Raw genomic sequence first — 24,171 nt, forward strand, 5'->3', positions numbered from 1 at the left:
GGCACTGACAATCCCGGGACGGCCCCCGTCCCACGGCGGGACGAATCAGGACACCGGGCGCGAATCAACCCAAGCCGTCTCGAATTCCTCACGATAGGTCGGGAACAGTCCGGCCTCTCCCACCTGGTCGGGGCGGACCACCCGGCTGCCGCCCCGCAGCACCAGGACCGGCGACTCCATGCCCCGCGCCCCGCGCAGATAGGACTGCACCACGCCGACCCCGTCCGCGCCGTCGCCGTCCACCAGGTAGGCGGTGAAGCGCGGTGTCTCGTCGTACACCTGGATCTCGAAGGCGCCGGGGTCGCGCAGCCGGGAGCGGACCCGGCGCATGTGCAGGATGTTCATCTCGACGGAGCGACTCAACTCGCCGCGTTTCATGCCGAGTTCGCGCTCGCGGCGCTTGACCGCGCTGGAGGCGGGGTTGAGGAAGAGCAGCCGTACCCGGCAGCCGGTCTCCGCGAGGCGGACGAGGCGGCGCCCGGAGAAGTTCTGCACCAGAAGGTTGAGCCCGATGCCGATGGCGTCCAGGCGCCGGGCCCCGCCGAACAGGTCCTCGGCCGGGAACTGCCGCATCAGCCGCACCCGGTCGGGGTGGACGGCCACCACGTCCGCGTAGCGGTCGCCGACCAGGTCCTCCACCGCGTCCACCCGCAGGCGGCCCGCCGAGGGCACGTCGCCGCCCGCGCCGAGCAGTTCGAGGAGGCGGGCCGAGGCGCGCTCGGCCTGCCCGAGGACGGCCTCGGACAGGGCGCGGTTGCGGGAGACGACGTTGCGCGTCACCTCCAGCTCGTCCAGGGCGAGTTCGAGGTCGCGGCGCTCGTCGAAGTACGGCTCGAAGCAGGGCCAGTGCTGCACCATCAGCTCGCGCAGCTGGGGCAACGTCAGGAAGCTGAGCACGTTGTCGTCGGCCGGATCGAGCAAGTAGCCCTTGCGGCGGCTGACTTCACGCACCGCGACGGCCCGCTGCACCCATTCCTGTCCGGCGGGCCCGGCGGCGGCCACCACCCAGTCGTCGCCGTGGACGGGCTCGTAGACCGGGCGCAGCACGGCGGCCACGACGGCGCGCAGCCGCTGCTCGACGAGGTTCAGCCAGATGTAGGCCCGGCCGGCCCGCTGGGCGCGGGTGCGCACCTCCAGCCAGGCGCTCGCGTCCCAGTCCAGTTCCGGTCCGATCGACCCCGCGTCCATCGGCCGTGCCAGGGACACCGCGCCGGGCGGGACGTCCGTGGAGCTCCCCTCGTGACCCTCGCCACCAGGGGGCAGCTCCAGCCCTCCCGAGCCCACCCTGCACCGCCTTCCGTCCCCCGGACCTTCCCCGTCCCAACGATCAAGGAAGGGTACTCCGGGAGCGGCGGGCGGTGCAGCCGGATCGTCAGGTCGGTTTCCCAACTTCCCGGCCGCCAGTGGCCGTTCCGCGCCGCGCGGGCGACGGGAGTGAGCGGATTCATAGCGGTGGGGGCACCGGGGCGGCCACGTCCCCGCAGGTACCGGCGCTGTCGGGCCGTCCTCGCGCCGGGGGCGACGCGGCGGAACCCCACGTTGACCCGGCGCCGTGTCCCGGCCGATATCCGTCCGGCTCGCGACCGAGGCGCCATGGGACCGCCGGACGGGGTAGTCCTCTGAGGGTTCCTCACTTTCGGGGAGACTCGCCGCCGACGCGCCCCCAGCGGGGCCGCCCACCTGAAAGAGTCGTGTCCATGCAGGTCTGGCCTGGAGAGGCGTATCCACTCGGTGCCACCTATGACGGTGCCGGAACCAACTTCGCGGTCTTCACGGAGGCCGCCGACCGAGCAGAGCTGTGTCTGCTGCACGACGACGGCTCCGAGACGGCGGTGGAACTGCGGGAGAGCGACGCGTTCGTGCGGCACGCGTACGTCCCCGGCATCATGCCGGGCCAGCGCTACGGCTTCCGCGTGCACGGCCCCTACGAGCCCGGGCGCGGACTGCGCTGCAACTCGGCCAAGCTGCTGCTCGACCCGTACGCCAAGGCGGTCAGCGGGAAGGTCCGATGGGGCGAGGAGGTGTACGGCTACCACTTCGACGAACCGGGCCGGCGCAACGACCTGGACTCGGCGCCGCACACCATGGCCTCGGTGGTGATCAACCCGTACTTCGACTGGGGCGACGACCGTCCGCCGCGCACCGACTACCACCACACGGTGATCTACGAGGCCCACGTCAAGGGCCTGACCATGCGTCACCCGGACCTGCCGGAGGAGCTGCGCGGCACCTACGCGGCCCTCGCCCACCCCGCGATCATCGAGCATCTGACCAAGCTCGGGGTGACGGCCCTGGAGCTGATGCCGGTCCACCAGTTCGTGAACGACCACCGCCTTGCCGACATGGGCCTGACCAACTACTGGGGCTACAACACCATCGGCTTCTTCGCCCCGCACAACGCCTACGCCTCCTGGGGCGACCGGGGCCAGCAGGTCCTGGAGTTCAAGTCGGCGGTGCGGGCGCTGCACGAGGCGGGCATCGAGGTGATCCTCGACGTGGTCTACAACCACACCGCCGAAGGCAACCACCTGGGGCCCACACTGTCGTTCAAGGGCATCGACAACCCGTCGTACTACCGGCTGGCCGAGGACCCGCGCTACTACATGGACACCACGGGCACCGGCAACTCCCTGCTGATGCGCTCCCCGCACGTGCTCCAGCTCATCATGGACTCGCTGCGGTACTGGGTGACCGAGATGCGCGTCGACGGCTTCCGCTTCGACCTCGCGGCCACGCTGGCCCGGCAGTTCCACGAGGTGGACCGGCTGTCGTCGTTCTTCGACCTGGTGCAGCAGGACCCGGTGGTCTCCCAGGTGAAGCTGATCGCCGAGCCGTGGGACGTGGGCGAGGGCGGCTACCAGGTGGGCAACTTCCCGCCGCTGTGGACCGAGTGGAACGGCAAGTACCGCGACACGGTACGGGACTTGTGGCGCGGTGAGCCGCGCGCGCTCGCGGAGTTCGGCTCCCGGCTCACCGGCTCCTCCGACCTCTACCAGGACGACGGCCGCCGCCCGCTGGCCTCCGTCAACTTCGTCACCTGCCACGACGGTTTCACCCTGCGCGACCTGGTGTCGTACAACGAGAAGCACAACGCGGCCAACGGCGAGGACAACCGGGACGGCGAGAGCCACAACCGGTCCTGGAACTGCGGAGTGGAGGGCGACACCGACGACCCGGAGGTGCGCGAGCTGCGCAAACGGCAGACGCGGAACTTCCTCGCCACGCTGATGCTGTCCCAGGGCGTGCCGATGATCAGCCACGGCGACGAGTTCGCCCGCACCCAGCGCGGCAACAACAACGCCTACTGCCAGGACAACGAGCTGTCCTGGGTCGACTGGTCCGAGGGCGGCGGTGAACTCCTGGAGTTCACAAGGGCGATGGTGTGGCTGCGCCGCGACCACCCGGTGTTCCGGCGGCGCCGCTTCTTCCACGGCCGCCCGGTGGAGGGCACCCACGACGAGCTGTCGGACGTCGCCTGGTTCACGCCCGAGGGCGAGGAGATGACCCAGCGGGACTGGGACTCGGCGCCCGCGTCCGCGCTGACCGTGTTCCTCAACGGCAACGCGATCTCCGAACCGGGGCCGCGCGGCGAGCGGATCACGGACGACTCGTTCCTGCTGATGTTCAACGCCTCGCCCGAGCCGCTGGACTTCGTGGTCCCCGCCGACCACGGCCGGCAGTGGCAGGTGGTCGTCGACACCGCCCGGCCGGAGGGGGTGCCGCCGAACACGGGGCCGAAGGTGGCGGGGGGCGAGCGGATCACCCTGCCGGACCGGAGCCTGACGGTGCTGCAACGGCCCGCGTGAGAGCCCCGGCGTGGGGGCGCGCCCGGCCCCGTACCGACCTTGGCCGATCCATACGGGGTCGCCGCTGGTCCGTACGGGGACCGATGACACTAAAGCGGGCGCACGGGGTACGTAGCAGAGCATGACTGCTGCCGCGCGACCCCGGCCGGGCGTGCCCACGGCCACCTACCGACTCCAGCTCCAGCCCTCGTTCCCGTTCGCCGCCGCCGAGGCGGCCGTCCCCCATGTGGCGGAACTCGGCGTCTCCCACCTGCACCTCTCCCCGGTCCTCGAAGCGGTGCCGGGTTCCACCCACGGGTACGACGTGGTGGACCCCGGGCGCGTGCGCGAGGAGCTGGGCGGCGAGGCCGGGCTCCGCTCGCTCGCGCGGACCGCGCGGGAGCACGGGCTCGGTCTGGTGGTGGACATCGTGCCGAACCACATGGCGATGGCCCCCCGGTACAACCGCGCCCTGTGGGAGGTGCTGCGCGAGGGCCCCGGGTCGCCGTACGCGCGCTGGTTCGACATCGACTGGGAGTCACGCGGCGGGCGGCTGCTGCTGCCCGTGCTCGGCGCCCCGGTCGGCGCCGTACGGGACGAGCTGGTCGTCGACGGCGACGTCCTGCGCTACCACGAGCACGCCTTCCCGCTCCGCGCGGGCACCGAGCACCTGCCGCTGCCGGAGCTGCTGGACGCGCAGTGGTACCGCCCGGTGTGGTGGCGGCTGGCCCGGACCGAGCTGAACTACCGCCGCTTCTTCAGCATTTCGGAACTGATCGGGGTCCGCGTGGAGGACCCCGAGGTGTTCGACGCGACCCATGGGACGATCCTGCGGCTGCTCGCGGAACGGGTGATCGACGGGCTGCGCGTGGACCACCCGGACGGCCTCGCGGACCCGGACGCCTATCTGGCGCGGCTGCACGAGGCGACCGGCGGCCGCTGGACCGTGGTGGAGAAGATCCTTGCCGACGGCGAACGGCTGCCCGCCTCCTGGCCCGTCGCGGGCACCACCGGCTACGACGCCCTGCGCCACGTCGACGGCCTCTTCACCGACCCCCTCGGCGCCGGTGAACTGCTCGGCCACTACCGGGCGTTCGCGGTCCCGCAGGCCGACCGGGGCGGCGACTGGGAGGCCACCGTGCGGCGGGCCGCCTACAAGGTGCTCACCCACGAGCTGGCCGCCGAGACCGATCGTCTCGCCCGCGCCGCCGTCCGCCTCTGCGCGGCCTCCCCCGACCTCGCCCTGCGCGACCGCGCGCCCTGGGCCCTGCGCACGGCCCTGGAGGAACTGCTCGTCCGGCTGCGCGTCTACCGCCCGTACGCCTCCGAGGACGCCGCGACCGTGATCACGGCGCAAGCCGCCGCGGAGGCCCGGCGTGCCTTCGCGGTGGCCGAGGAGGCCGAGGCGGTGGATGTCGTACGGGCGCTGCTGACCGGTGAGGACGACGGTTCCGTCCCCGAACTCACCGAGTTCCGCACCCGGTTCGCGCAGACCGCGTCGGCGCTGCGCGCCAAGTCCGTGGAGGACACGGCCTTCTACCGCTATGTGCCGCTGCTCTCGGTGAACGAGGTCGGCGGCGATCCGGGCCGACCGGGCGTCTCCCCGGCCGAGTTCCACGCGTACTGTGCCCGCCTGGCCTGCGACTGGCCCGGTACCGGCACGGTCGTCACCACGCACGACACCAAGCGCAGCGCCGACGTCCGGGCCGCGCTCGCGGTGCTCGGCGAGTGCCCGGGCCGCTGGGCCGCCCTGCTCGCCGACCTCGCCCGCACCGGCGAGGCCGCCCCGGACGGTCAACTCGCCTGGGCCGCCTGGCAGACGGTGTTCGGCCTGGGCCCGGCGGAGGAGGAACGCGTCCGCGAGTCCCTCCTGAAGCACGTGCGCGAGGCGGGCATGTACACGAGCTGGACGGAACGCGAGGTGCCCTATGAGGAGGCGGTCACCGCGTTCGTCTCGGCGGGCCCCTGCGGACCCCCCGGCGAACGCGTCGCCGCCCTGCGCAAGGCCCTGGACCCCCACATCCGCGCCAACGTCCTCGGCACCGCGCTGGTCCACTTGACGATGCCGGGCGTCCCGGACGTCTACCAGGGCACGGAGGCGGAATACCGGGCCCTGGTGGACCCCGACAATCGCCGCCCCGCCGCCTTCCCCGCGAAGGCCCCCGGCGAGAAGGGCGCCCTGACGACGGCGGCCCTGCGCCTGCGCGCCCGCCGCCCGGACGCCTTCGGCCCGGCGGGCACGTACACCCCGCTGTCCGCCGAGGGCCCGGCCGCCGACCACTGCCTGGCCTTCTCCCGCTCCGACGAGGTGGTCACGGCGGTGACCCGCCTGTCCCTCCGCCTGACCGAGTCCGGCGGCTGGCGGCAAACGACCCTCTCCCTGCCCCCGGGCCGCTGGCGGGACGTCCTCACGCCGGACCGGGAGTTCAAGGGCTGCGTACCGGTGGCGGACCTCTTCGGCCCGTTGCCGGTGGCGCTGCTGGAGCGGGCCGAGGACGACACCGAGGAGTCCTGACGCCGGGATGGCCGCCGGTCACGCGTCCAGCGCGAACACCGATCCCGTCCGCGCGGACAGGACGCACCTGTTGGAGAAGGTCCGGGTGTACTCGACGCGGTGGCCGTGCCAGATGCCGGAGGCGTGGGCGGTGACCGGGGCGTAGAGCATCGTGCAGAAGACGTCCTTCGGCGGGATGCGGTCGATGTCACCGCCGACGGCGGCGAGTTGGGCGCAGGCTTCCCTCGCGTGGGCGGTCCCCCGGGGCGGGTCGCACAGGAGGAGGGCACGGCGGGAGCCGGGTGCGATGGTCTCGCCCTGGCTGACGGTGAGGTGGAGCCAGTCGCCGGGGAAGGCGGGGCGGGGGGCGGCGGAGGCCGGTGTCGCCGTGAGGAGGCCGAGGGCGGCCACCAGGGCTCCGGCGGCCGCCACTGTCGCACGGGTGAGAGGGGTCATGCCCGGTGCATCGGCACGGGCGGGCGGGTTCCGCAGCGGGGGTCACCCGAACGATGGGCCCACACACCCGTAAAGGAAAGCCAGTTCGAGCGCTCTCAGCTCGCCGACAACCGGTACGTGATCTTCCCGAAGCCGACCTGGTCGCCGTCCCGCACCACCGTCGCGCCGAGCACGCGGTGGCCGTTGACCGTGGTGCCGTTGGTGGAGCCGAGGTCGCGCAGGACCCAGAGGCCGCCCTGGTGGCGGAGTTCGGCGTGGACGCGGGAGACGGTGTCGTGGTTGAGCCGCAGCCCGTTGGCCGGGTCGCGGCCGATGCGCAGGGGGTGGCCGTGGCCGGGGTGGGGCAGCAGGAGCTTGGGCAGCCGCTCGGCCTGCCAGGCCCTGCGGAGCCGTACGGTGAAGCCGGAGACGGCCTCCACGGTGCCGAACAGGGCGCGGGCGAAGCCCTTTCCGCCGGGCAGGTCCGCGGTGACGGCGGCGAGTTCGGCGTGGCTGCGCGCGGCGAGGACCAGTTCCATGCGCTGCAGGAACGTGTCGTGTGACATCCGGCCCATGGCGGCGCCGTCGCGCAGGACCCGCAGCGCCTTGTCGCGCTCCGCGTCGGAGATCCGCGCGGCGCGGACTGGGAACTCGAAGGACGACGTCACGCTGCTGATTGTCGGTCAGGCGGCCCGTGGTGTCCAGATCGGGAAGTCCGCTCCCCCGGCGCGCACGTGCGAGCCCCTCGCACGCCTCCGCGACACCCGCCCGGAAAGCCCTGATCCGAAGGCGGATTGATCGCTTTCGCGGCACGATGGACGGACTACCTCACGATGAGCAGACGAAGGGGAACCGTCCGTGCAGTTCGAGGTGTGGGCACCACAGGCAGAACGGGTCACGCTCCGGTGCGGTCAGGCGCGGCACGCGCTGGCGCGCGATCCCGCGCGCGCGGGATGGTGGACGGGGGAGGCGGACGCGGCGGACGGCACCCGGTACGGCTTCGCGGTGGACGACGGCCCCGAGCTGCCCGATCCGCGCGCGCGCCGCCTGCCGGACGGCCCGGACGGGCTCGGCGCGGTCGTGGACCACGACCGCTACCAGTGGCACACCGCGTGGCCGGGACGCGGACTGCCGGGCGCCGTGCTCTACGAGCTGCACGTCGGCACCTACACCCCCGAGGGCACCCTCGACGCGGCGGCCGACCGCCTCCCGCACCTCGCGGAACTCGGCATCACGCACGTCGAGTTGATGCCGCTGTCCTCGTTCCCGGGCGAGCACGGCTGGGGTTACGACGGCGTGGCCCCCTGGGCGGTGCACGAGCCGTACGGCGGCCCCGAGGCGCTGAAGCGGTTCGTGGACCGGGCGCACGCGCTGGGTCTCGGAGTCGTCCTGGACGTCGTGCACAACCACTTGGGCCCGTCGGGTAATCATCTCCCCGCGTTCGGACCGTACTTCACCGACACGCACCAGACGCCGTGGGGCGCGGCGGTGAACCTGGACGCGTCCGGTTCGGACGAGGTGCGCGCGTACTTCCGGGAGAGCGCGCTGGCCTGGCTGCGGGACTACCGCCTCGACGGGCTGCGCCTGGACGCCGTGCACGCGCTGCACGACACCCGCGCCCGCCACTTCCTGGAGGAACTGTCGGAGTCGGTGGACGCACTCGCCGCCGAGGTGGGCAGGCCGCTGTTCCTGATCGCCGAGTCCGACCTCAACGACCCCCGGCTCATCACCCCGCGCGCCGCGAACGGCCTCGGTCTGCACGCTCAGTGGAACGACGACTTCCATCACGCCCTGCACACCGCGCTGACCGGTGAATCCCAGGGCTACTACGAGGACTTCGCGGCCGCGCCGTTCGCCGCGCTCGCCAAGACGCTCACCGGTGGCTACTTCCACGACGGCACGTACTCCACCTTCCGGGGCCGCCGGCACGGCCGTCCGCTGGACCGCGCCCGTCTCGGCGGACACCGGCTGCTCGGCTACAGCCAGACCCACGACCAGATCGGCAACCGCGCCCAGGGCGACCGTCTTTCGGCCCGGCTCTCCCCCGGTCTGCTGGCCTGCGCGGCCACGCTCACGCTCACCGCGCCGTTCACTCCGATGCTGTTCATGGGCGAGGAGTGGGCGGCGGGCACGCCCTGGCAGTACTTCACCGACCACACCGATCCCGAGCTGGCCGAGGCCGTACGGCGGGGCAGGCGGCGGGAGTTCGCGGCGCACGGCTGGTCCGAGGACGAGGTTCCCGACCCGCAGGACCCGGCGACACGGGAGCGGTCCTGCCTGGACTGGTCGGAGCCGGAGCGCGCCCCGCACACCCGCGTCCTGGACTGGTACCGGCGACTGATCGCGCTGCGCCACGAGTACCCCGACCTGACCAGCCCCGGCCTCGCCGGCACCAACGTGGCCTACGACGCGGACGCCCGCTGGCTGGCGTTCCGGCGCGGGGACGTACGGGTCGCGGTGAACCTGGGCAGGGAACCGGCGGCGATCCCGCTGGGCAGCGGCCGTATGGAGGTCCTCGCCGCGTGGGACGAGGTGGAGGCGCCGGGCGCGGACGGGCGGCTCCAGGTGCCGGGCGAGTCGTGCGTGGTGCTGACGCGGGTGTGAACCAGCCTGTTCTCCAATGGACTTGACGGCCGTCACTGCTCACTCGAACTCGGTGACCCGCTCCAGCAGGATCGGCTCCCAGGCCCGCCGCAGCCGGGCGCGCAGCAGTGTCGGGTCGTCGGAGGTGCGGCCGTCGAGCCGGTCGGCGAGGCGGACGAGGGTGTCGCAGCGGGCCAGCCACAGCCCGCGCAGACAGGGGCGGGGGCCGTAACCGGCGAGGGTCGCGGCGCGGACGGCGGCCGGGGCTCCGACGGCGGCGGCGAGTCCGGCGATGTCCTCGGCCGAGTCGCCCACGGCCGCGCCGCCCCAGCCGAGGACGGCGCGCACCCGGCCCTCGGTGCCGACGAGCACCCGCGCGCCGGTCAGTCCGTGGTGGGTGAGCACGGCGGTGCGGGGCTGCGCGGCGAGCCGGGCGGCGGCCGTCGGCGGGAAGGGCTGGAGCCGGGTGCGGTCGAACTCGTCGGCGGCGGCGAGCCGTTCGGCCGTGTGCGCGGCGATGCGGCGCAGGGCCTCCAGGGAGCGCGGCGGGGTACGCGGCACGCCCAGCGTCTCGGCCTGGCGCGGGGTCACCTCGCGCAGCCCGGAGAGCAGTCCGGCGAGGTCGGCCTCGCCGAGCGCGGACACCTCGTGCTCGTCGCCGCTGCCGCCGGACAGCCGGGCGTCGAGCACACAGGCGAGGCCGGGCACCCAGTCGCCGTGCGCGACCCCGGCCGGGACGGCGACCGGCACCCGGGGCCGCACCAGGTCGCGCAGCCGCGGTTCGCGGCGCAGCCGGGCGGCGGCCTCGCGGTCGGGGGCGAGCCGCAGCACATGCCGGGCGCCGACCCACCAGGTGTAGCCGTCACCGCCCGCGACCGGCCGGACCTCGAGCCCGGCGGAGCTGTCGTCGGCGGTTCCGTCCTCCCTGATGAGCGCGCGTTCCTTGAGGAGGGAGCGGACGAGTGCCCGCACGGTGTCGACGGTGGGTGCGGGTGCCTGGGTCATGGTCTCGGCCGGCCGTTCCGTGTGCGGTCGCTGGGGGTGTCTCCTCGGGCGATCAGTCCACTATGACCATCTCACGCGTGGTGTTGTTGAGACGGCGGCCGCCGTCCTCGGTCACGGTGACGATGTCCTCGATGCGCACACCGAAGCGGCCGGGCAGGTAGACCCCGGGCTCCACGGAGAAGCACATGCCGGGCACGAGGGGCAGTTCCTCGCCCTCGATCATGTACGGCGGCTCGTGCGTGGTGACGCCGATACCGTGCCCGGTGCGGTGGATGAAGTACTCGCCGTACCCGCCCTCGGTGATCACCGCGCGGGCGGCGCGGTCGACCTCCTCGCAGGCCACCCCGGGGCGTACGGCCCGGAAGCCCGCTTCCTGGGCGGCGCGCACGAGGTCGTGCACACGCCGCTCCTCGTCGGTGGGCTCGCCGACGTGGACCGTGCGCGTGGTGTCGGAGCCGTAGCCGTCCTTGAGGCCGCCGAAGTCGAGGACGACCATGTCGCCGTGGCGGATGAAGCGGTCGCCGACCTCGTGGTGCGGGTTGGCGCCGTTGGGGCCCGAGCCGACGATGGTGAAGTCCACCTGGGAGTGGCCGAAGCGGCGCAGCAGGTCCGCGAGGTCCTGGGCCACGTCCGACTCACGGCGGTCCGCGAAGGGCACCTTGCGGATCTCCTCGAAAGCCGCGTCCGCCGCCGCCCCGGCCGCCGCGAGCAGCTCCACCTCGGCCGCGTCCTTGACCGCGCGCAGCATGGGCAGCGCGTCGGTGAGCGCGGCGTAGGAGCTGTGCGGCAGGGCGCGCTGGAAGCCGAGCAGATGCAGGGCCCAGGTGTTGTCGCTGACGCCGAAGCGGCCCCGGCCGTCGAGGAGGGCGGCGGTCACGGCGTAGGGGTCGACGCCGTCGGTCCAGGCGCGCAGGGCGAGGGCCGTCGAACCGGCGGCCGCCTCCGCGTCGGGGGCCTCCAGCGTGGGCACGACGAGCACCGGCTCGCTGCCGGGCACGAGCACCAGCAGGGTGAGCCGCTCGGTCTCGGCGGGCGGGGTGTAACCGGTCAGCCAGACCATGTCGGGTCCGGGGGCCACCAGCAGCCCGGCGAGTCCGGCCTCGGCCGCCTCCCGGGTCGCGCGGGCCATGCGGGCCCGGTAGTCGTCGGCGGTGAAGGGCGCGGGCGTACTACCGGTCATCCGGGCCTCCGGGCGGTCGGGGTGCGGGAGCGAAGCGGTGCCGGGCAGCATCCTGCCCGCCCGGACGGACGCGCGCGACCCGGTCCGGGTACGGCGCGGCGGGGGCGTGCGGCGCGGTGGCGCGAGGGGCAGGTGGGCGGCACGGGGTCATCATGGCGGGCGGCGGCACGGGCGACCAGCGAGTTTCCGGCGGGAGGGGTCAGGTCACCACTCCCGGCACCGCCGTCAGCCGCTGCTCCGCCCCGTCGTGATGGCGCACGGTCACCGTCACCTCCGCACCCGGCCGGGCACGGGCGACCGCGCGGGCCAGGTCGGCGGCCGTGGCGACCGGGGTGGTGCCGAAGCGCACCAGGACGTCACCGCGCACCAGGCCCGCCGTGTAGCCGGGGCCGGGGACGTGGACGGCGGTGACCAGCGCGCCCGTCCCCCGCCCGTCGTCCACGGCTTCCAGGCCGAGCGTGGCTCCGGAGCGGGTGTCGGCGGTCCCGGACGCCTTGGGGACGGAGGCTGGGGCGGCGGTCGGGGAACCCACGTGGTGCGGCTTCCCGCTCTGGACGCCGAGGCCGAGCGCGCTGGTGCCGGCGGTGCCCAGCCCGAGCGCACTGGTCCCGAGCGCACTGGTCCCGACCGCGCCCAGCCCGACTCCGGACAGCACGAGCACACCGCCGACGGACAGGGAGAACACCACGCTCCGGAGCCGCCGCCCCCGCCGCCGCGCCGCGCTCCGACGACCGGCGGGGGCCCGCTCGACCAGCTCGGGCCGCTCGCTCTCGCTCCGCCACCGTCCCGGCATCGGCCTGGCCCGCAACACACTCTGTTCCATGATTCGTTCGCCTCCGCCCGTGGCCTACCCAGGTCACCCGCCTCCGACGAGCCACGAACGAGTGACGCAGCGCCGGAGCCGACGGGCCGGTGGGCCGACGGGCCGGTAAGCCGACGGGCCGGTGGGGCCGTCACCGGTCGGCCGACAGCCGCCCGACCAGATCCCCCACCGCGCCCGCGAGTCCGGCCGCGTGCAGGAGTTCGGTGCGGTGGACCAGGCGGGGCGCGGCGAGCGGTACGGCGACCGTGTCCGGTACGGCGGCGGCCGCGAACCGGGGCAGCAGTACCAGCCCATGACCGCCCGCGACCAGCGCGGTGAGCGTCCGCACGTCGGTGCCCGCGTAGGCGAGCGCGGGCCGGAAGGCGCCGCCGCCGTTCACGGCGCGCAGCCGGGCGAGGGGTACGGCGGCGTCGGGGGCGTCGATCCAGCGGGCGTCGGCGAGGTCGGCCAGGCGCAGTCCGGCGCGCCCGGCAAGGGGGTGGGCGGTGGGCAGCAGTACGGCGAGGGGTTCCTCGGCGACGGCGTGCGAGGTCAGCGGCGCCACGTCGGGCAGCTGCAGCGGGTCGCTGGGCGCCGCCGGGCCGTCGACCAGGCCCAGGTCGGCGTGTCCGGTGGCGACGGCGGCCGGGATCTCGTCCCGGCCGAGCACCTGGACGCGCACGCCCGACACCGGGAGCGCGGCGAGCACGCGCGGGCCGAGCGCCGTGGGGGTGGTCGCGAGGGTCACCCCGCTCGGCGGGGCCGCGGCCATGCGGATCACATCGGCGCGGGCGGCGTCCAGGCGCAGCAGCAGCGGGGCCGCGTGCTCCAGCAGGCGTTCCCCGGCGGGGGTGGGGGCGACGGGCCGGCGTCCGAGCAGCGGGGCGCCGAGGTCCTGTTCGAGGGCGGCGATGTGCTGGGAGACCGCCGACTGCGTGTACCCCAGCTCCCGTGCGGCGGCGGAGAACGAGGCGAGGCGCGCCACCGTGACATAGGTGCGCAGCAGATGCGGGTCCATGGCGCACAGCATCCCACGGCCATCAGCGTTGCTTATCGAGCATGCGTGAATCATCGTTGGACGTGAACCTCGGTGGCCGCCCAGGATGGCCGCCATGACCGATACCGCAGTGCACACCGCCACCATCGCCCTCGTCGGGGACCGCTCCCCCAACGTCGGTTCCCACACCCGGATTCCGCTTCTTCTCGACGCCCTCGCCCGGCGCGACCGTCTGGTCCTGGACGCCTACTGGATTCCCTCGGAGGACGCCGAGGCCCCGGACGCGGTGCGCGGCTTCGACGCGGTGTGGGTGCTGCCGGGCAGCCCGTACCGCAGCGAGGCCGGTGTCCTCGCGGCCGTGCGTACGGCACGCGAGGAGGGCATCCCGTTCCTCGGCACGTGCGGCGGCTTCCAGCACGCCCTGCTGGAGTTCGCCCGCAACGCGTGCGGGCTGACCGAGGTGGCGCACGCCGAGAACGACCCGGGCGCGAAGGACCCGCTCATCGAGCCGCTGGCCTGCTCCCTGGTCGGCCACGAGGCCCCGGTCGCCGTGGAGCCTGGCACGCTGGCCCACGCGGTGATCGGCGCGGACCGCACGGTCGAGCGCTATGTCTGTGCGTACGGCCCCTCGCGGCACCTCGACACGCTGCGCGCCCACGGTATGCGGTTCTCCGGGCACGACCTGGAGGGCCAGGTCCGGGTGGCCGAGCTGCCGGACCACCCGTTCTTCCTGGCGACGCTGTTCCAGCCGGAGCTGCACGGCGACGGTTCGCGTCCGCACCCGATCGTCCGGGCGCTGGGCCGGGCGGCCGTCGAGCACGCGTCCACAGCGCGGCCGACGGCCTGAACCCGGCCCCCGCCGTCCCGGCCCCGTCCCTCAACTCATCCCGTCACCCCACCAGTTGCACCCTGGCCGGGGCCTGCCCCGGGACGAAGGCCGGAACGCGGCTGCCCAGCCACTCGGCCTTGTAACGGTCCACGGAACGGTGCCAGTTGAGGATGCCCGCCAGCCAGTTCTGAAGATCGAGCACATAGAGCCCCATCTCCGCGCGGGCTTCCTCGGACAGCCGGAAGTCCTCGTAGAGCACGGGGAGTTCATGGGCGATCACATGCTCGAACTGTTCCATGCGCTGGGTCATCAGGTCGTGGACGACGGCGAGCGCGGCCGGGTAGTCGACGCCGAAGAAGTTCTGCACGACGAGGATCGCGTTGTGGATCTCACCCTCGTACTCGATCTCCTTCTGGTACGAGAACACGTCGTTGAGCAGGCAGGCGTAGTCCATGGCCGCGTTCTCCAGCGAGCGCACCGGGCCGCTGGCGTAGACCTCGGGCGGGATGGCGGGGCCCCGGCCCGCGCGGCACATGCTCAGGGTGAGGTCGGAGCCGAAGGTGGCCCGGCGCATCTCCAGATAGTCGACCGGGTCCGGGACGCGGTTCTGGAGCTGGTTGGACAACTCCCACACCCAGCTCTCGGTCATCACGTCCACCGCGGCCTTGAAAGTGACCCGCTGCTCGGCGGTCATCGGGGCCGTGGTGCGCTCCCACAGGTCGATCAGCGCGCGTTCCATCGCGTTGGCCGGGACGATCGGCGGCGGCCCGTCGAGGGACATGCACTGGGAGAGCCGGGCGGTGGTGAGGCGGGCGGCGGCGAGGTCGCGGCGGTGGCCGTAGACGAGGGGGTAGTAGTCGTCGCCGTAGGTGCCCCAGGCGAGCCACTGGGCGCTGAGGTCGAGGCCCTCGGGGGTGGCGTCGGGGTCCAGTCCGGCGGAGCAGAGGGCGAGGTCGTACGCGGCGAGCTTGTCCTCGTCCCAGACACCCTCACTGAGGATGCCCGTCCTGTGGCACCAGGCGACCAGGTTCCGGCGCGAGGCGTCGGCGTGCGGGCTCAGCTCCAGCGGGAACGGCATGTGGAACTCGGGCAGCAGGGACGGGCCGACCTTCTGGAACGGCACATGGGCGTGCCGCCGCAGCCGCTCGGTCGCCGCCGAGGCCAGCAGGGCGCCCACGTCGGCGGCGGACACGCCGGGACCGCTGAGGGACTGCCAGGGGGAGGACGGACGCGCCCCCTTGTTCATGTAGCGGCTGGAGCGCAGATGCCACTCGTGGCCGCCGCTCTGCCAGTCCTGAAGTCCCTTGGTGTACGCGGCGACGGCGGCCACCTCGTCCGGCCGGAGCCCGTTCTCCAGGGCCACGGCGGGGACTTCGGTGAGCGCGGTGTGCTCGAACTGGTGCAGGCGTGAGGTCAGGACGTCGTTGACGGTGTCGGCGGCCTGCTGGGTGGTGCAGTCGAAGAACGTCTCCACGACCAGGACGCCGTTGCTGTTCTCGCCCTCGTCCTCGACCTCGCGCTGGTAGGAGAAGAGGTCGTTGCGCAGGTGGACGGCGTCGGAGAAGGTCTCCATGAGCACGCGCAGCGGCCGGGTCCCGGCCACCGACGCGGGCACCTCGGCCGTCGCGTACTCCACCAGACCGGCGGACCAGGGGGCGCCGCCGACCTTGCGGCGCATCTCGATGTACTCGACCGGGTTGGCGATCCGGCCCTCGTTGATGTTGGACAGCTCCCACAGCGACTCGTTGAGCAGATGCTCGGTCGCGACGGCGAAACGGCGGCGCCAGTCCACCGACATGGCCGGCACCGTGCGCGCCCACAGATCGGCGAGCCCCGCCTCGACCGGGTTCTCCGGCTCCGGCACGGGGGTTTCGAGGTCGAGCGGCATGAACAGCGGCAGCCGGTCCAGGTGCGCCTTGCCCGCGGCCCGGTCCTGGGTGCGTTTGTACATGTCCAGGAAGTGGTCGTCGAAGAAGAACACCCACACGTACCAGTCGGTGATCAGCGAGAGCGCGGGCCCGTCGCAGTCGGGGTGGGTGTAGGCGCACAGCAGGCCGTAGTCGTGCGCCTCCAGGTCGGCCTGGTCCCAGATCCCGGAGCCCTCCAGCATTCCCATCTCGCGCGCCCACGCGGTCGAGTGGGCGCGCGCCTCTTCGACATGGGGGTTGAGCCGCGCGGGATACGGCATGTAGAAGTTCGGGAGTTCGAACGGCTGCGTCATGACCGGGTCCTGCCCGGCGGCCGAACGGGTCATCCGCCGCACAGCGGACGATCACACCATCGCGTGAACCATCCCCGCAATCGGGAACTTCCGGGACGCGGCCCGCCGTTGGGGGAGGCAGCCGACGGGCGCCCTTGTCATGTCCCGGGGTTGACCTGGATCAGCGCATGGGTGCCGCTGGTGCGCCAGGACTGCCCCTCGGCCGCGACCAGCGCGGTCTCGGTGGCGGCCGGCAGGCCGGTGATCACGTCGGACTTGAGGGTGCGCAGGGTGGCGACGGGGCCGGGGAAGTAGGCGGTCACGTCGCGGAAGGGGGTGGTGGGCGGCCAGTGGCGGTCGCCCACCAGGCGGCGGTAGTTGAGGTCGCCCTTGAAGAGGGTCAGCCGGGCGCGGGCGAACTCGGCGCGTAGGTCGTCCGGCAGTTCGGAGTACGGCAGCGGGGAGGCGAGGAAGGGGTGGGTGCGTACGGTGAGGCGGCCGTCGGCCATGGCCGACCAGAGGATGTCGCCGTACTCGGCGGCGGCGCCCGACGCGGACCGCAGCCGGGTCAGCGCGTCCACCACGTCGGCGGTCGTGGCGTCGGAGACGTAGTAGGGCCAGGGCTTGACGTAAAGGACGGCGCGGGCGATCCGGTGCCCGTCGAGGAGGTGGGCGGTCAGCAGCAGGTCGGGGACGAGTTCGCGGCCCGCGTTGTCGGCGACCAGGCAGAGCGTGCCGGAGCCGTCGGGCGGGAGCAGCGACCAGAGGGTGTCGCTGTCGTCGGCGACCAGGCCCGGCGTGGCGTCGCGCGACTCGGCGCCCTCGGCGGACAGCTGGAAGCTGAGGTCGGCGCGGTTGCCCCAGAGCGAGCCGTGCAGCAGGGCGCGGCCGCGCTCCTCGGGCGACTTGCCCTGGAGCGCGTCGAGCGCGGCCAGTTCCTCGCGGGTCTCCGGGGAGCCGAGTTCGGCGTACTTGAAGGGGCGGAAGGGGTCGATGCCCTGCCAGGGGCCGGGGGCGAAGTAGCCGACGGCGTCGAGGAGTACGCGGTAGAAGTAGCTCTCGGCCCACAGCCAGGGCACCTCGAACCAGGACTTGCCCACCTGGTCGGCGAGACCCCAGGCGTGCCAGCGGGCGCGGTCGGCGGGGTCCGTGTGCGCGGGCAGGTCCGCGATGACGCCCTCGGTGCAGGAGCGGAGCAGGCCGTCCAGCGCCCGGTGCTGTGCGGGGCCGTAGGGGGAGGCGTCGCGCACCTGGCGGATGATCGCGGGCTGCCGCTCGGCCAGTGTGCTGTGCGGGAAGGAGCCGGGTTCGGCGCCGGTGATCACGGGGGCGGTGGGGGCGTCGGACATGCCGTCACCGTACCCCGCGGGTCAGGCGGCCCTGATCTCCCGCTCCAGCTGCGTGGCGAGGGCGAGATAGCGGGGGCGGCGGTGCACCGGGACCAGGCCCCGGAGCATCAGGAACCACATCTCGGCGACCCTGCGCGGCAGGCGTGCGACCGGCTCGATGGAGCGCCCGGCGACCCGGGTGCCGACGAAGAAGCAGACGAGGGAGTGGGCGACGGTCCCGGCGTCCACGTCGGGGTGCAGGTCCGAGTCCTTGACGGCACCGGCGAACTTGCGGGTCGCGAACTCCAGCCACTCGGTGAACGGATGACGCAGTGGCGGCCGTACGGACACATCGGCGGTGACGAGCCGGAGTCCGGCGCGGGGCACCGGGTCGTCCACGGCGAGGCGGGCGATGCCGAAGGTCGTGCGCATCAGGCACTCCAGGGAGGAGCGGCCCCGGCTCTCGGCGTCGGCCACCACCTGGCGTACGGCGGCGGCCTGGAGTTCCAGGATCGCGTGGGCGAGGTCCTCCTTGGCAGCGAAGTGGAAGTACAACGCGCCCTTGGTGACACCCGCGTGCCCCACGATGTCACTCAGACTGGTGGATTCGTAGCCCTGCCGGTCGAAGAGATCGGCGGCGGCCGCGATGATCGTCGCCCGGGTCTGTTCAGCGCGCAACTGCCTCGCCATCGACCGACCCCTCTCCTGAACGAACGGGACACGCGGTTTGTTTTAACCCCGCGCATACGATAACTCACCGCAGGGGAACGGGAGTCCAGTAATACACAATGGATTTCGGCCACTTCCGAGGAGTCGGGCTCCGCTTCCGCTCGTCGGCGCGTTACGTGGCGTTTCCGTACTTCTGCAAGGGAGTTGAGAAGCTCCGCTTGTGCCGTTCGGGAGGGATCGAGCCAAGTGCGGCTGCTCGCACGGAAGATGGACATGGTGACGCTACGCGCGTGGAAAACAGCCCGCGCGGTCGGTCTGAACGTCACGGCTCCCTCCCCCGTACTGGTGGGGACAGCCCTGTTCCCGTGCCCGCCGAGGAGCGTCCCGGATGACCCCGTCGACCCGGACCATCGCCCGCCTGAGCGTCACGGCGGCCGCCGCGACGGCCCCGCTCCTGCTCCTGCCCTGGACGGCGGCCCCCGCCCTGGCGCACGGCGCCCCCACCTCCCCGGCCAGCCGGGTCTACGCCTGTTCCCCCGACGGCGGCAGTGCGGGTACGGCCGCCTGCCGGGCGGCGATCGCGGCCAACGGCGGCGCGTCCTTCGCCGCGTGGGACAACCTGCGGGTGCCCGGCGTCAACGGTCGTGACCGGCAGGTGATTCCGGACGGCAAGCTGTGCAGCGGAAACCTGTCCGCCTACCGGGGCCTGGACCTGGCCCGCGCGGACTTCCCGGCCACCCGGCTGACGGCGGGCGCCCGGCTGACGATGACGTACACCTCCCCCATCGCGCACGCCGGTACGTTCAAGCTGTATCTGTCCAAGCCCGGTTACGACCCGTCGAAGCCGCTGAAGTGGTCCGATCTGCCCGCCACCCCCTTCGCCGAGGTCAAGGACCCGCCGCTGACGAACGGCGCGTACCACATCCGGGCGACCGTGCCGAGCGGCCGGACGGGCCGTCAGATGCTGTACACGATCTGGCAGACCAGCAGCACGCCCGACACCTACTACTCCTGCTCCGACGTCGTCCTCTCCGGATCGGGATCGAGCGGGGGCTCGGGCTCGGCGTCGGGCGGCGCCTCAGGAGCGGGCGCCGGCGCGAAGGCGGAGAAGAAGGAACCGAGCAACAAGCCGTCCGCCTCCCCCTCCCCCACGCACTCCGCGCACCACGAACCGTCGGCGTCACCCAGCCCGTCGGCGAGCGCGGCCGACGAGCCGCGCAAGGACGCCTCGTACGCGCCGGTCACCTCGGACGACAGCACGCCGGTGGCCGAGGCGACCCGCGCGGACGCGGGCCCCTCGGCTCCGTTGCTGGCGGCCGGCGCGGCGGGGGTGCTGCTGATCACCGCGGCGGTGGCGTTCCTGCCCCGGCTGCGGCGGCGCTGAACGACCGTGCGCGCACAGCTCAGTTGACGGACACCGGAGCGCCGTTGTCGCTGACGGGCGCGTACTTGGCCGTGAAGTAGCCGTTCGCGAAGCACAGCGACGAGCCGGACACCTTCGTGAACTGCTGGCTGGTGAAGGCGATGCTGCTGTCGGCGTTGTCGGCCTTGCCGTTGAGACTCGGCGCCTGGTAGACGCAGGTGATGCTGCCGAGCAGGGTGCGCAGCTTGACCGTGGTCTGGATGGTGGACCCGGCGCCGGGCAGCACGGTCAGGGTGCCGTCCGAGGCGACCGAGGCGGTGTACGGCAGGTTGTCGACGGTGATGCCGCTGACGCCGAGCACGCCGGTGACGTTGCTGGAACAGCTGGAGCTGTTGAAGCTGTGCCCGCTGACCGACTCGGTGGCCGTACCCGGCGCGTCCGGGTTGGCGGTGACGCTCGCGGTGAACTGGGACGACGTGCAGACGACTCCGCTGGTGCCGGTGGCGCTGGAGTAGAGCGTGGCGGAGGTGCCGGAGGCCAGGGGCGCGCTGAGGGTGTCGCCGACCGCGACGGCGGTGCCGCCGGTGCCGCCCGTGGTCAGGACGGCGGTGCCGCCCGCCGAGGCGGGGACGGCCGCGGTGAGGGCGAGCGCGGTGGCGGCGGTGGCGAGGGCGAGGAGCGTGCGGGTGCGCATACGGGTGCCTCTCTTCGATGTGGGGGGAGTGCGGGGTGGGGTGGGGCGCTTGACGGTGCCGGGGTGCGATGCCGCGCGGCGGGTCCGGCGCCACGGACCCAGGGGGAAACCAGGGAGAGTTGTAGACCTGATGGTTCGTCAACGTCAATACGACACAAGGCAATTGAGGTAAGCGGCGAGTGCGCGGCAGGGCGTCCGTAACCCCGTGTCCATCAACTCCCGTGCGGTGCGCGCAGTTTGCACACCCGTTTTTCACAACTCCCTTGACCCCTCAAAGTAACCGGCGGTAACTTCCTGGCAGGCTACCGCCGCGTAACACAGGAGCCCTCGCACCCGCCGGGAGTGTGGGGACGGCGTGCGCGGCAGCCGTCGTCCGCGCCAGGACACCGCGCCACCTGAAGCCCACCCCGCATTGATCCGTGCCCATGGGAGCAGACATGGCCTCGTCCCCGGACTTCGCGTCCGCCGACCACACCCCCGAGAACCCCGACGGCGGTTCCCCCGCACCCTCCCCGGACCCGGCCGTCGCCGGGAGCGGGAGACGCGGGCGGGTCCGGCTGCGCCGGACCGCCGTGCTGGCGGTGCCCGCCACGCTGGTCGCCGCCGGCCTCGCCGTCTTCACCGCCCAGGGAGCGCTGGGTGTGCAGTTCGCGATCTCCGGGATGCCGTTCACCGTCACGGCGACCCAGCTGGACGGCACCGGCTTCGAGCAGTTCGGCGGCCTGGACAACATGGCGGAGGGCAGCCCCAACGCGGGCGACACCGGTGGCCAGGTGCTGGTCGTCACCTCCGCGATCAAGCGCGCCAAGCTGACCAAGCTGTGCCAGAGCGTCGACCTCGGCGGCACCAACCTGCTCATCACGGCGGGCAATGGCAAGACCCGGGTGTCCGCGAAGGACCTCACCACGGACTCGACCCAGCTCTCGGGCAACGCGTCGTTCGACAACATCGAGATCGGCAACGACGCGAGCACGCTCACCAAGGCCAACGCCAAGGGCCCGATCGGCGTCTTCAGCCAGCAGGCCGACACGGTGCACATCGCCAACCTGCGGCAGACCAACTACGCCACCACCGCAGGCGTGTTCAAGCTGCCGGGACTCAACCTGCGCTTCAGCGACTCGGGCTGCTGATGCCCGGGCGTCCACACGGGTCCGGGCGAGCGGCCTTCCGGGCGTGGCGGGGCCGCCGGCCGTTCTGGGGCGGTCTGCTGCTCACCCTGGGCGGGGCCGAGATCCTGCTCACCGAGAAGGCCTCGCTGAAGGTCGTCATGCACATCGGGATACAGGGCGTGGCGGGCTATCTGTTGCCCACGCTGATGGTGCTGCTCGGGCTGCTCATCCTGTTCAACCCCGCGCAGCGGCTGTTCTACTCGCTGACCGGCATCCTGTTCTCGCTGGGCACCTGGATCACGTCCAACCTGGGCGGCTTCTTCATCGGCCTGCTCCTCGGCGCGACCGGCGCCTGTCTGACCTTCGGCTGGCTCCCCGACCAGGAGCCCCGAGTCTCCCGGCGGCAGCGCCGCGAGCGGGCCAAGGTCCTGGCGGGCGATGCGGGGCAGGGCGTGGAGAAGGCGGCCTGAGCCCGAGAACCTTCAGGGCCCCGGGGGTCCGAGGTACGGCATCGGCGCCGGAAGCTGTCTCAGCTCCGGCGCCGATGCCGTACTCCCCGGCCGCCGCCGACACCGTACGACCCGTCCGGCGCCGATGCCGTACGCCCTGCCCGGCGCCGATCCCGTACGCCCCGTCCGCTCCCGGATGTCGTACGACCGGTCGAACCCCGCGCCGGCCCCGTCCTTCGATCAGGTGACACGGGAACCCGGGCCGGGACGCGGCACGTTCACCGGACGGTCGGCGCCTCCGTCGCGCTCGCCTCGGCGGCCGTACCGACCGGACCCGCGGCACCGGCGGCGACACCGGGCGTCGCGTGCTCCGTCTTCATCGCCTTCGCCTCGCTCTTGAGGATGCGCAGGGACTTGCCCAGCGCGCGGGCGGTGTCCGGCAGCTTCCGGGAGCCGAACAGCACGATGAATACGATCGCGACGACCAGCAGGTGCCAGGGTTCGAGTCCGTTGCGGAGCATGACCGCTCTCCCTCTCTCACGGGTGTTCACGTGCTTTTCTCACGTACTTACCGACGGCCGGGACTGCCTCGCCGCCGACCCGCTCAGCAATGATTGCTACATTGCGCAACTGTACAACCCAGGGTGAGACACAAGAGGGCGCCGATGAGTATCACCAGCAGCCGGGGTACGGCACCGTCGCGACGGCGCGGTGGTGACCGCGGTGGCCGCAGCGGTCCGGGCGACGGGGCGGAGTCCCCGCGCGCCACGGCCCGCGACCGGCGCCGCAAGCGTGGCCGCAGACTGCGCACGGTTCTCGTCGTGTGTCTGTCGCTGGCGGTCCTCGTCACCGCCGGGGCGGGCTGGGTGTATCTCAAGCTCGACGGCGACATCCGCACCTTCGACTCCGGCGGCCTCTCCGACAACCGGCCCGCCGCGGGCTCCTCCAAGGGGGAGAACGTCCTCGTCATCGGCTCGGACGCGCGCACCGACGGCAACGCGGCCCTGGGCGGCGGCGACAAGACCGCCATAGGGCGCTCCGACACCACTCTGCTGCTGCACATATACGCCGACCACAAGCACGCGCTCGCGGTGTCGATACCGCGCGACACCCTGGTCACCATCCCGCCCTGCAAACTGCCGAACGGCAGCTGGACCCAGACCCAGCAGAACACCATGTTCAACGCGGCCTTCTCCGTCGGCGAGACCGACAAGGGCAACCCGGCCTGCACCCAGAACACGGTGGAGCAGCTCACCGGGCTGCGCGTGGACCACACGGTGGTCGTGGACTTCAAGGGCTTCGCCTCGCTCACCCAGGTCGTCGGCGGGGTCAAGGTCTGTCTGCCGAACGACGTGTACCAGAAGGACCTGAACCCCAACCGCGCCACGCGGGGCGCGCTGCTCTTCCCCAAGGGCGAGCAGACGGTGGCGGGCAAGCAGGCCCTGGACTACGTACGGCTGCGGCACGGCATCGGCGACGGCTCGGACATCGGCCGCATCAAGCGCCAGCAGGCGTTCATCGCGAGCCTCCTGAAGGAGGTCAAGAGCAAGGGCTTCACGCCGACCCGGCTGCTCCCGCTGGCGACGGCGGCCACCAAGTCGCTGACCGTGGACCCCGGCCTCGGCTCCGCCGACAAGCTGCTCTCCTTCGCGATGTCGATGAAGGGCATCGACCTGCACAACACCAAGTTCATCACCATCCCCTGGCGGTACTCCGGTTCACGCGTGTCGGTGGTGGAGCCGGACGCGAGCGAGCTGTGGGCCGCGCTGCGGGAGGACCGCACGATCGACGGCAAGGACGCCAGCGGCAAGGACAAGCAGGGGAAGCAGACGGACGGCGCGAAGGCGTCCGCCTCCCCCGCCATCTCGGCCGAACCGGTCTCGGGCGCGGGCATCAGCGTGGCGGTCTACAACGGCACCACCGTGACCGGACTCGGTGCCAAGGGCGCCCAGTTGCTCACCGCCGACGGGTTCTCCGTCACCGGCACGGCCACCGCGACCTCGCAGGACCACGCGACGACGGTCGTGCAGTACGGCCCCGGTCTGGAGAGCCAGGCGCGGACCGTCGCCAAGGTGTTCCCGGGCGCCACGCTCGAACAGATCGGCGCGGCCCGGATCAATGTGGTCCTCGGCCAGTCGTACGCCACCGCCGCCTCCGCCTCGGCGGCCCCGGCGAAGGTGCCGAGCGCTGTGGCCGACGGGGCGCGCTCGGCGGACGAGAACCCCTGCGACAACCTGACCTACGGCTGA

The 24,171-nt window shown here is 72.7% G+C and carries 20 protein-coding genes; 8 read left to right on the forward strand and 12 right to left on the reverse strand.

The features are described from left to right. Positions 1 to 45: 45 nt before the first annotated feature. Positions 46 to 1,284 (reverse strand): SAV2148 family HEPN domain-containing protein, encoded by a 1,239-nt coding sequence (locus AB0E91_RS03365; protein ID WP_361774395.1) that lies wholly within the window; start codon positions 1,282 to 1,284, stop codon positions 46 to 48. Positions 1,285 to 1,697: 413 nt separating this feature from the next. Here AB0E91_RS03365 and glgX point away from each other — a divergent pair, with 413 nt between their 5' ends. Next, positions 1,698 to 3,806 carry a glycogen debranching protein GlgX gene (gene glgX / locus AB0E91_RS03370; RefSeq protein WP_361774398.1) on the forward strand — a complete coding sequence of 703 codons (2,109 nt, stop codon included), beginning with the start codon at positions 1,698 to 1,700 and terminating at the stop codon, positions 3,804 to 3,806. A 121-nt stretch (positions 3,807 to 3,927) separates the two neighbouring features. Continuing rightward, positions 3,928 to 6,300, forward strand: a complete 2,373-nt coding sequence (gene treY / locus AB0E91_RS03375; RefSeq protein ID WP_361774401.1) for a malto-oligosyltrehalose synthase — start codon at positions 3,928 to 3,930, stop codon at positions 6,298 to 6,300. An 18-nt stretch (positions 6,301 to 6,318) separates the two neighbouring features. On the opposite strand, the gene AB0E91_RS03380 is transcribed toward treY, so the two are convergent. Then, entirely contained in the window at positions 6,319 to 6,735 is a 417-nt protein-coding gene (locus AB0E91_RS03380) for an SSI family serine proteinase inhibitor (RefSeq protein ID WP_361774404.1), read from the reverse strand. Positions 6,736 to 6,830: 95 nt separating this feature from the next. Further along, entirely contained in the window at positions 6,831 to 7,382 is a 552-nt protein-coding gene (locus AB0E91_RS03385; RefSeq protein WP_161178994.1) for an FHA domain-containing protein, read from the reverse strand. A gap of 190 nt (positions 7,383 to 7,572) precedes the next feature. Here AB0E91_RS03385 and treZ point away from each other — a divergent pair, with 190 nt between their 5' ends. After that, complete coding sequence (treZ, locus tag AB0E91_RS03390; RefSeq protein WP_361774407.1) at positions 7,573 to 9,318, forward strand: malto-oligosyltrehalose trehalohydrolase; 1,746 nt, start codon at positions 7,573 to 7,575, stop codon at positions 9,316 to 9,318. 39 nt (positions 9,319 to 9,357) lie between these two features. Here the strand turns inward: treZ and AB0E91_RS03395 are convergent, their stop codons facing one another. The 4 genes from AB0E91_RS03395 to AB0E91_RS03410 form a co-directional block, all read right to left on the reverse strand. Beyond that, positions 9,358 to 10,302, reverse strand: coding sequence for an aminoglycoside phosphotransferase family protein (locus AB0E91_RS03395; RefSeq protein WP_361774410.1), 945 nt, complete (start codon positions 10,300 to 10,302; stop codon positions 9,358 to 9,360). Positions 10,303 to 10,354: 52 nt separating this feature from the next. Further along, entirely contained in the window at positions 10,355 to 11,482 is a 1,128-nt protein-coding gene (locus tag AB0E91_RS03400) for an aminopeptidase P family protein (RefSeq protein WP_361774413.1), read from the reverse strand. 199 nt (positions 11,483 to 11,681) lie between these two features. Beyond that, entirely contained in the window at positions 11,682 to 12,305 is a 624-nt protein-coding gene (locus tag AB0E91_RS03405) for a PDZ domain-containing protein (protein WP_361774416.1), read from the reverse strand. A 130-nt stretch (positions 12,306 to 12,435) separates the two neighbouring features. Continuing rightward, positions 12,436 to 13,302 carry a LysR family transcriptional regulator gene (locus AB0E91_RS03410; protein WP_361774419.1) on the reverse strand — a complete coding sequence of 289 codons (867 nt, stop codon included), beginning with the start codon at positions 13,300 to 13,302 and terminating at the stop codon, positions 12,436 to 12,438. 94 nt (positions 13,303 to 13,396) lie between these two features. On the opposite strand from AB0E91_RS03410, the gene AB0E91_RS03415 reads away from it, so the two are divergent. Continuing rightward, positions 13,397 to 14,128, forward strand: a complete 732-nt coding sequence (locus tag AB0E91_RS03415; RefSeq protein WP_361774422.1) for a hypothetical protein — start codon at positions 13,397 to 13,399, stop codon at positions 14,126 to 14,128. Between the two features lie 43 nt (positions 14,129 to 14,171). Here AB0E91_RS03415 and cyc2 read toward each other — a convergent pair whose 3' ends face one another. The 3 genes from cyc2 to AB0E91_RS03430 all read right to left on the reverse strand — a co-directional run bounded on the left by cyc2 (position 14,172) and on the right by AB0E91_RS03430 (position 18,328). After that, entirely contained in the window at positions 14,172 to 16,331 is a 2,160-nt protein-coding gene (gene cyc2, locus AB0E91_RS03420; RefSeq protein WP_361774425.1) for a germacradienol/geosmin synthase Cyc2, read from the reverse strand. A gap of 137 nt (positions 16,332 to 16,468) precedes the next feature. After that, on the reverse strand, positions 16,469 to 17,659 hold the full coding sequence (locus AB0E91_RS03425; RefSeq protein ID WP_361774428.1) for a damage-control phosphatase ARMT1 family protein: 1,191 nt from the start codon (positions 17,657 to 17,659) through the stop codon (positions 16,469 to 16,471). A gap of 21 nt (positions 17,660 to 17,680) precedes the next feature. Then, on the reverse strand, positions 17,681 to 18,328 hold the full coding sequence (locus AB0E91_RS03430) for a ScbR family autoregulator-binding transcription factor (RefSeq protein WP_018547160.1): 648 nt from the start codon (positions 18,326 to 18,328) through the stop codon (positions 17,681 to 17,683). A gap of 367 nt (positions 18,329 to 18,695) precedes the next feature. On the opposite strand from AB0E91_RS03430, the gene AB0E91_RS03435 reads away from it, so the two are divergent. Next, positions 18,696 to 19,691, forward strand: coding sequence for a lytic polysaccharide monooxygenase (locus AB0E91_RS03435; RefSeq protein ID WP_361774432.1), 996 nt, complete (start codon positions 18,696 to 18,698; stop codon positions 19,689 to 19,691). 19 nt (positions 19,692 to 19,710) lie between these two features. Here AB0E91_RS03435 and AB0E91_RS03440 read toward each other — a convergent pair whose 3' ends face one another. Continuing rightward, positions 19,711 to 20,364 (reverse strand): Tat pathway signal sequence domain protein, encoded by a 654-nt coding sequence (locus AB0E91_RS03440; protein ID WP_361774435.1) that lies wholly within the window; start codon positions 20,362 to 20,364, stop codon positions 19,711 to 19,713. Positions 20,365 to 20,801: 437 nt separating this feature from the next. Between AB0E91_RS03440 and AB0E91_RS03445 the strand changes: the two genes are divergently transcribed. Both AB0E91_RS03445 and AB0E91_RS03450 read left to right on the forward strand, forming a co-directional pair. Further along, positions 20,802 to 21,494, forward strand: coding sequence for a DUF6230 family protein (locus AB0E91_RS03445; protein ID WP_361774438.1), 693 nt, complete (start codon positions 20,802 to 20,804; stop codon positions 21,492 to 21,494). Next, positions 21,494 to 21,943: a DUF6114 domain-containing protein gene (locus AB0E91_RS03450; RefSeq protein WP_361774441.1), complete on the forward strand. Its 450-nt coding sequence runs from the start codon at positions 21,494 to 21,496 to the stop codon at positions 21,941 to 21,943. The genes AB0E91_RS03445 and AB0E91_RS03450 overlap by 1 nt, the downstream gene beginning before the upstream one ends. 257 nt (positions 21,944 to 22,200) lie before the next feature. Here the strand turns inward: AB0E91_RS03450 and tatA are convergent, their stop codons facing one another. Then, positions 22,201 to 22,443 carry a Sec-independent protein translocase subunit TatA gene (tatA, locus tag AB0E91_RS03455; protein WP_361774444.1) on the reverse strand — a complete coding sequence of 81 codons (243 nt, stop codon included), beginning with the start codon at positions 22,441 to 22,443 and terminating at the stop codon, positions 22,201 to 22,203. Positions 22,444 to 22,587: 144 nt separating this feature from the next. On the opposite strand from tatA, the gene AB0E91_RS03460 reads away from it, so the two are divergent. After that, complete coding sequence (locus AB0E91_RS03460) at positions 22,588 to 24,171, forward strand: LCP family protein (RefSeq protein WP_361774447.1); 1,584 nt, start codon at positions 22,588 to 22,590, stop codon at positions 24,169 to 24,171.

Origin of the sequence: Streptomyces sp. NPDC026659, from assembly GCF_040638245.1 — a bacterium.
Lineage (GTDB): Bacteria > Actinomycetota > Actinomycetes > Streptomycetales > Streptomycetaceae > Streptomyces.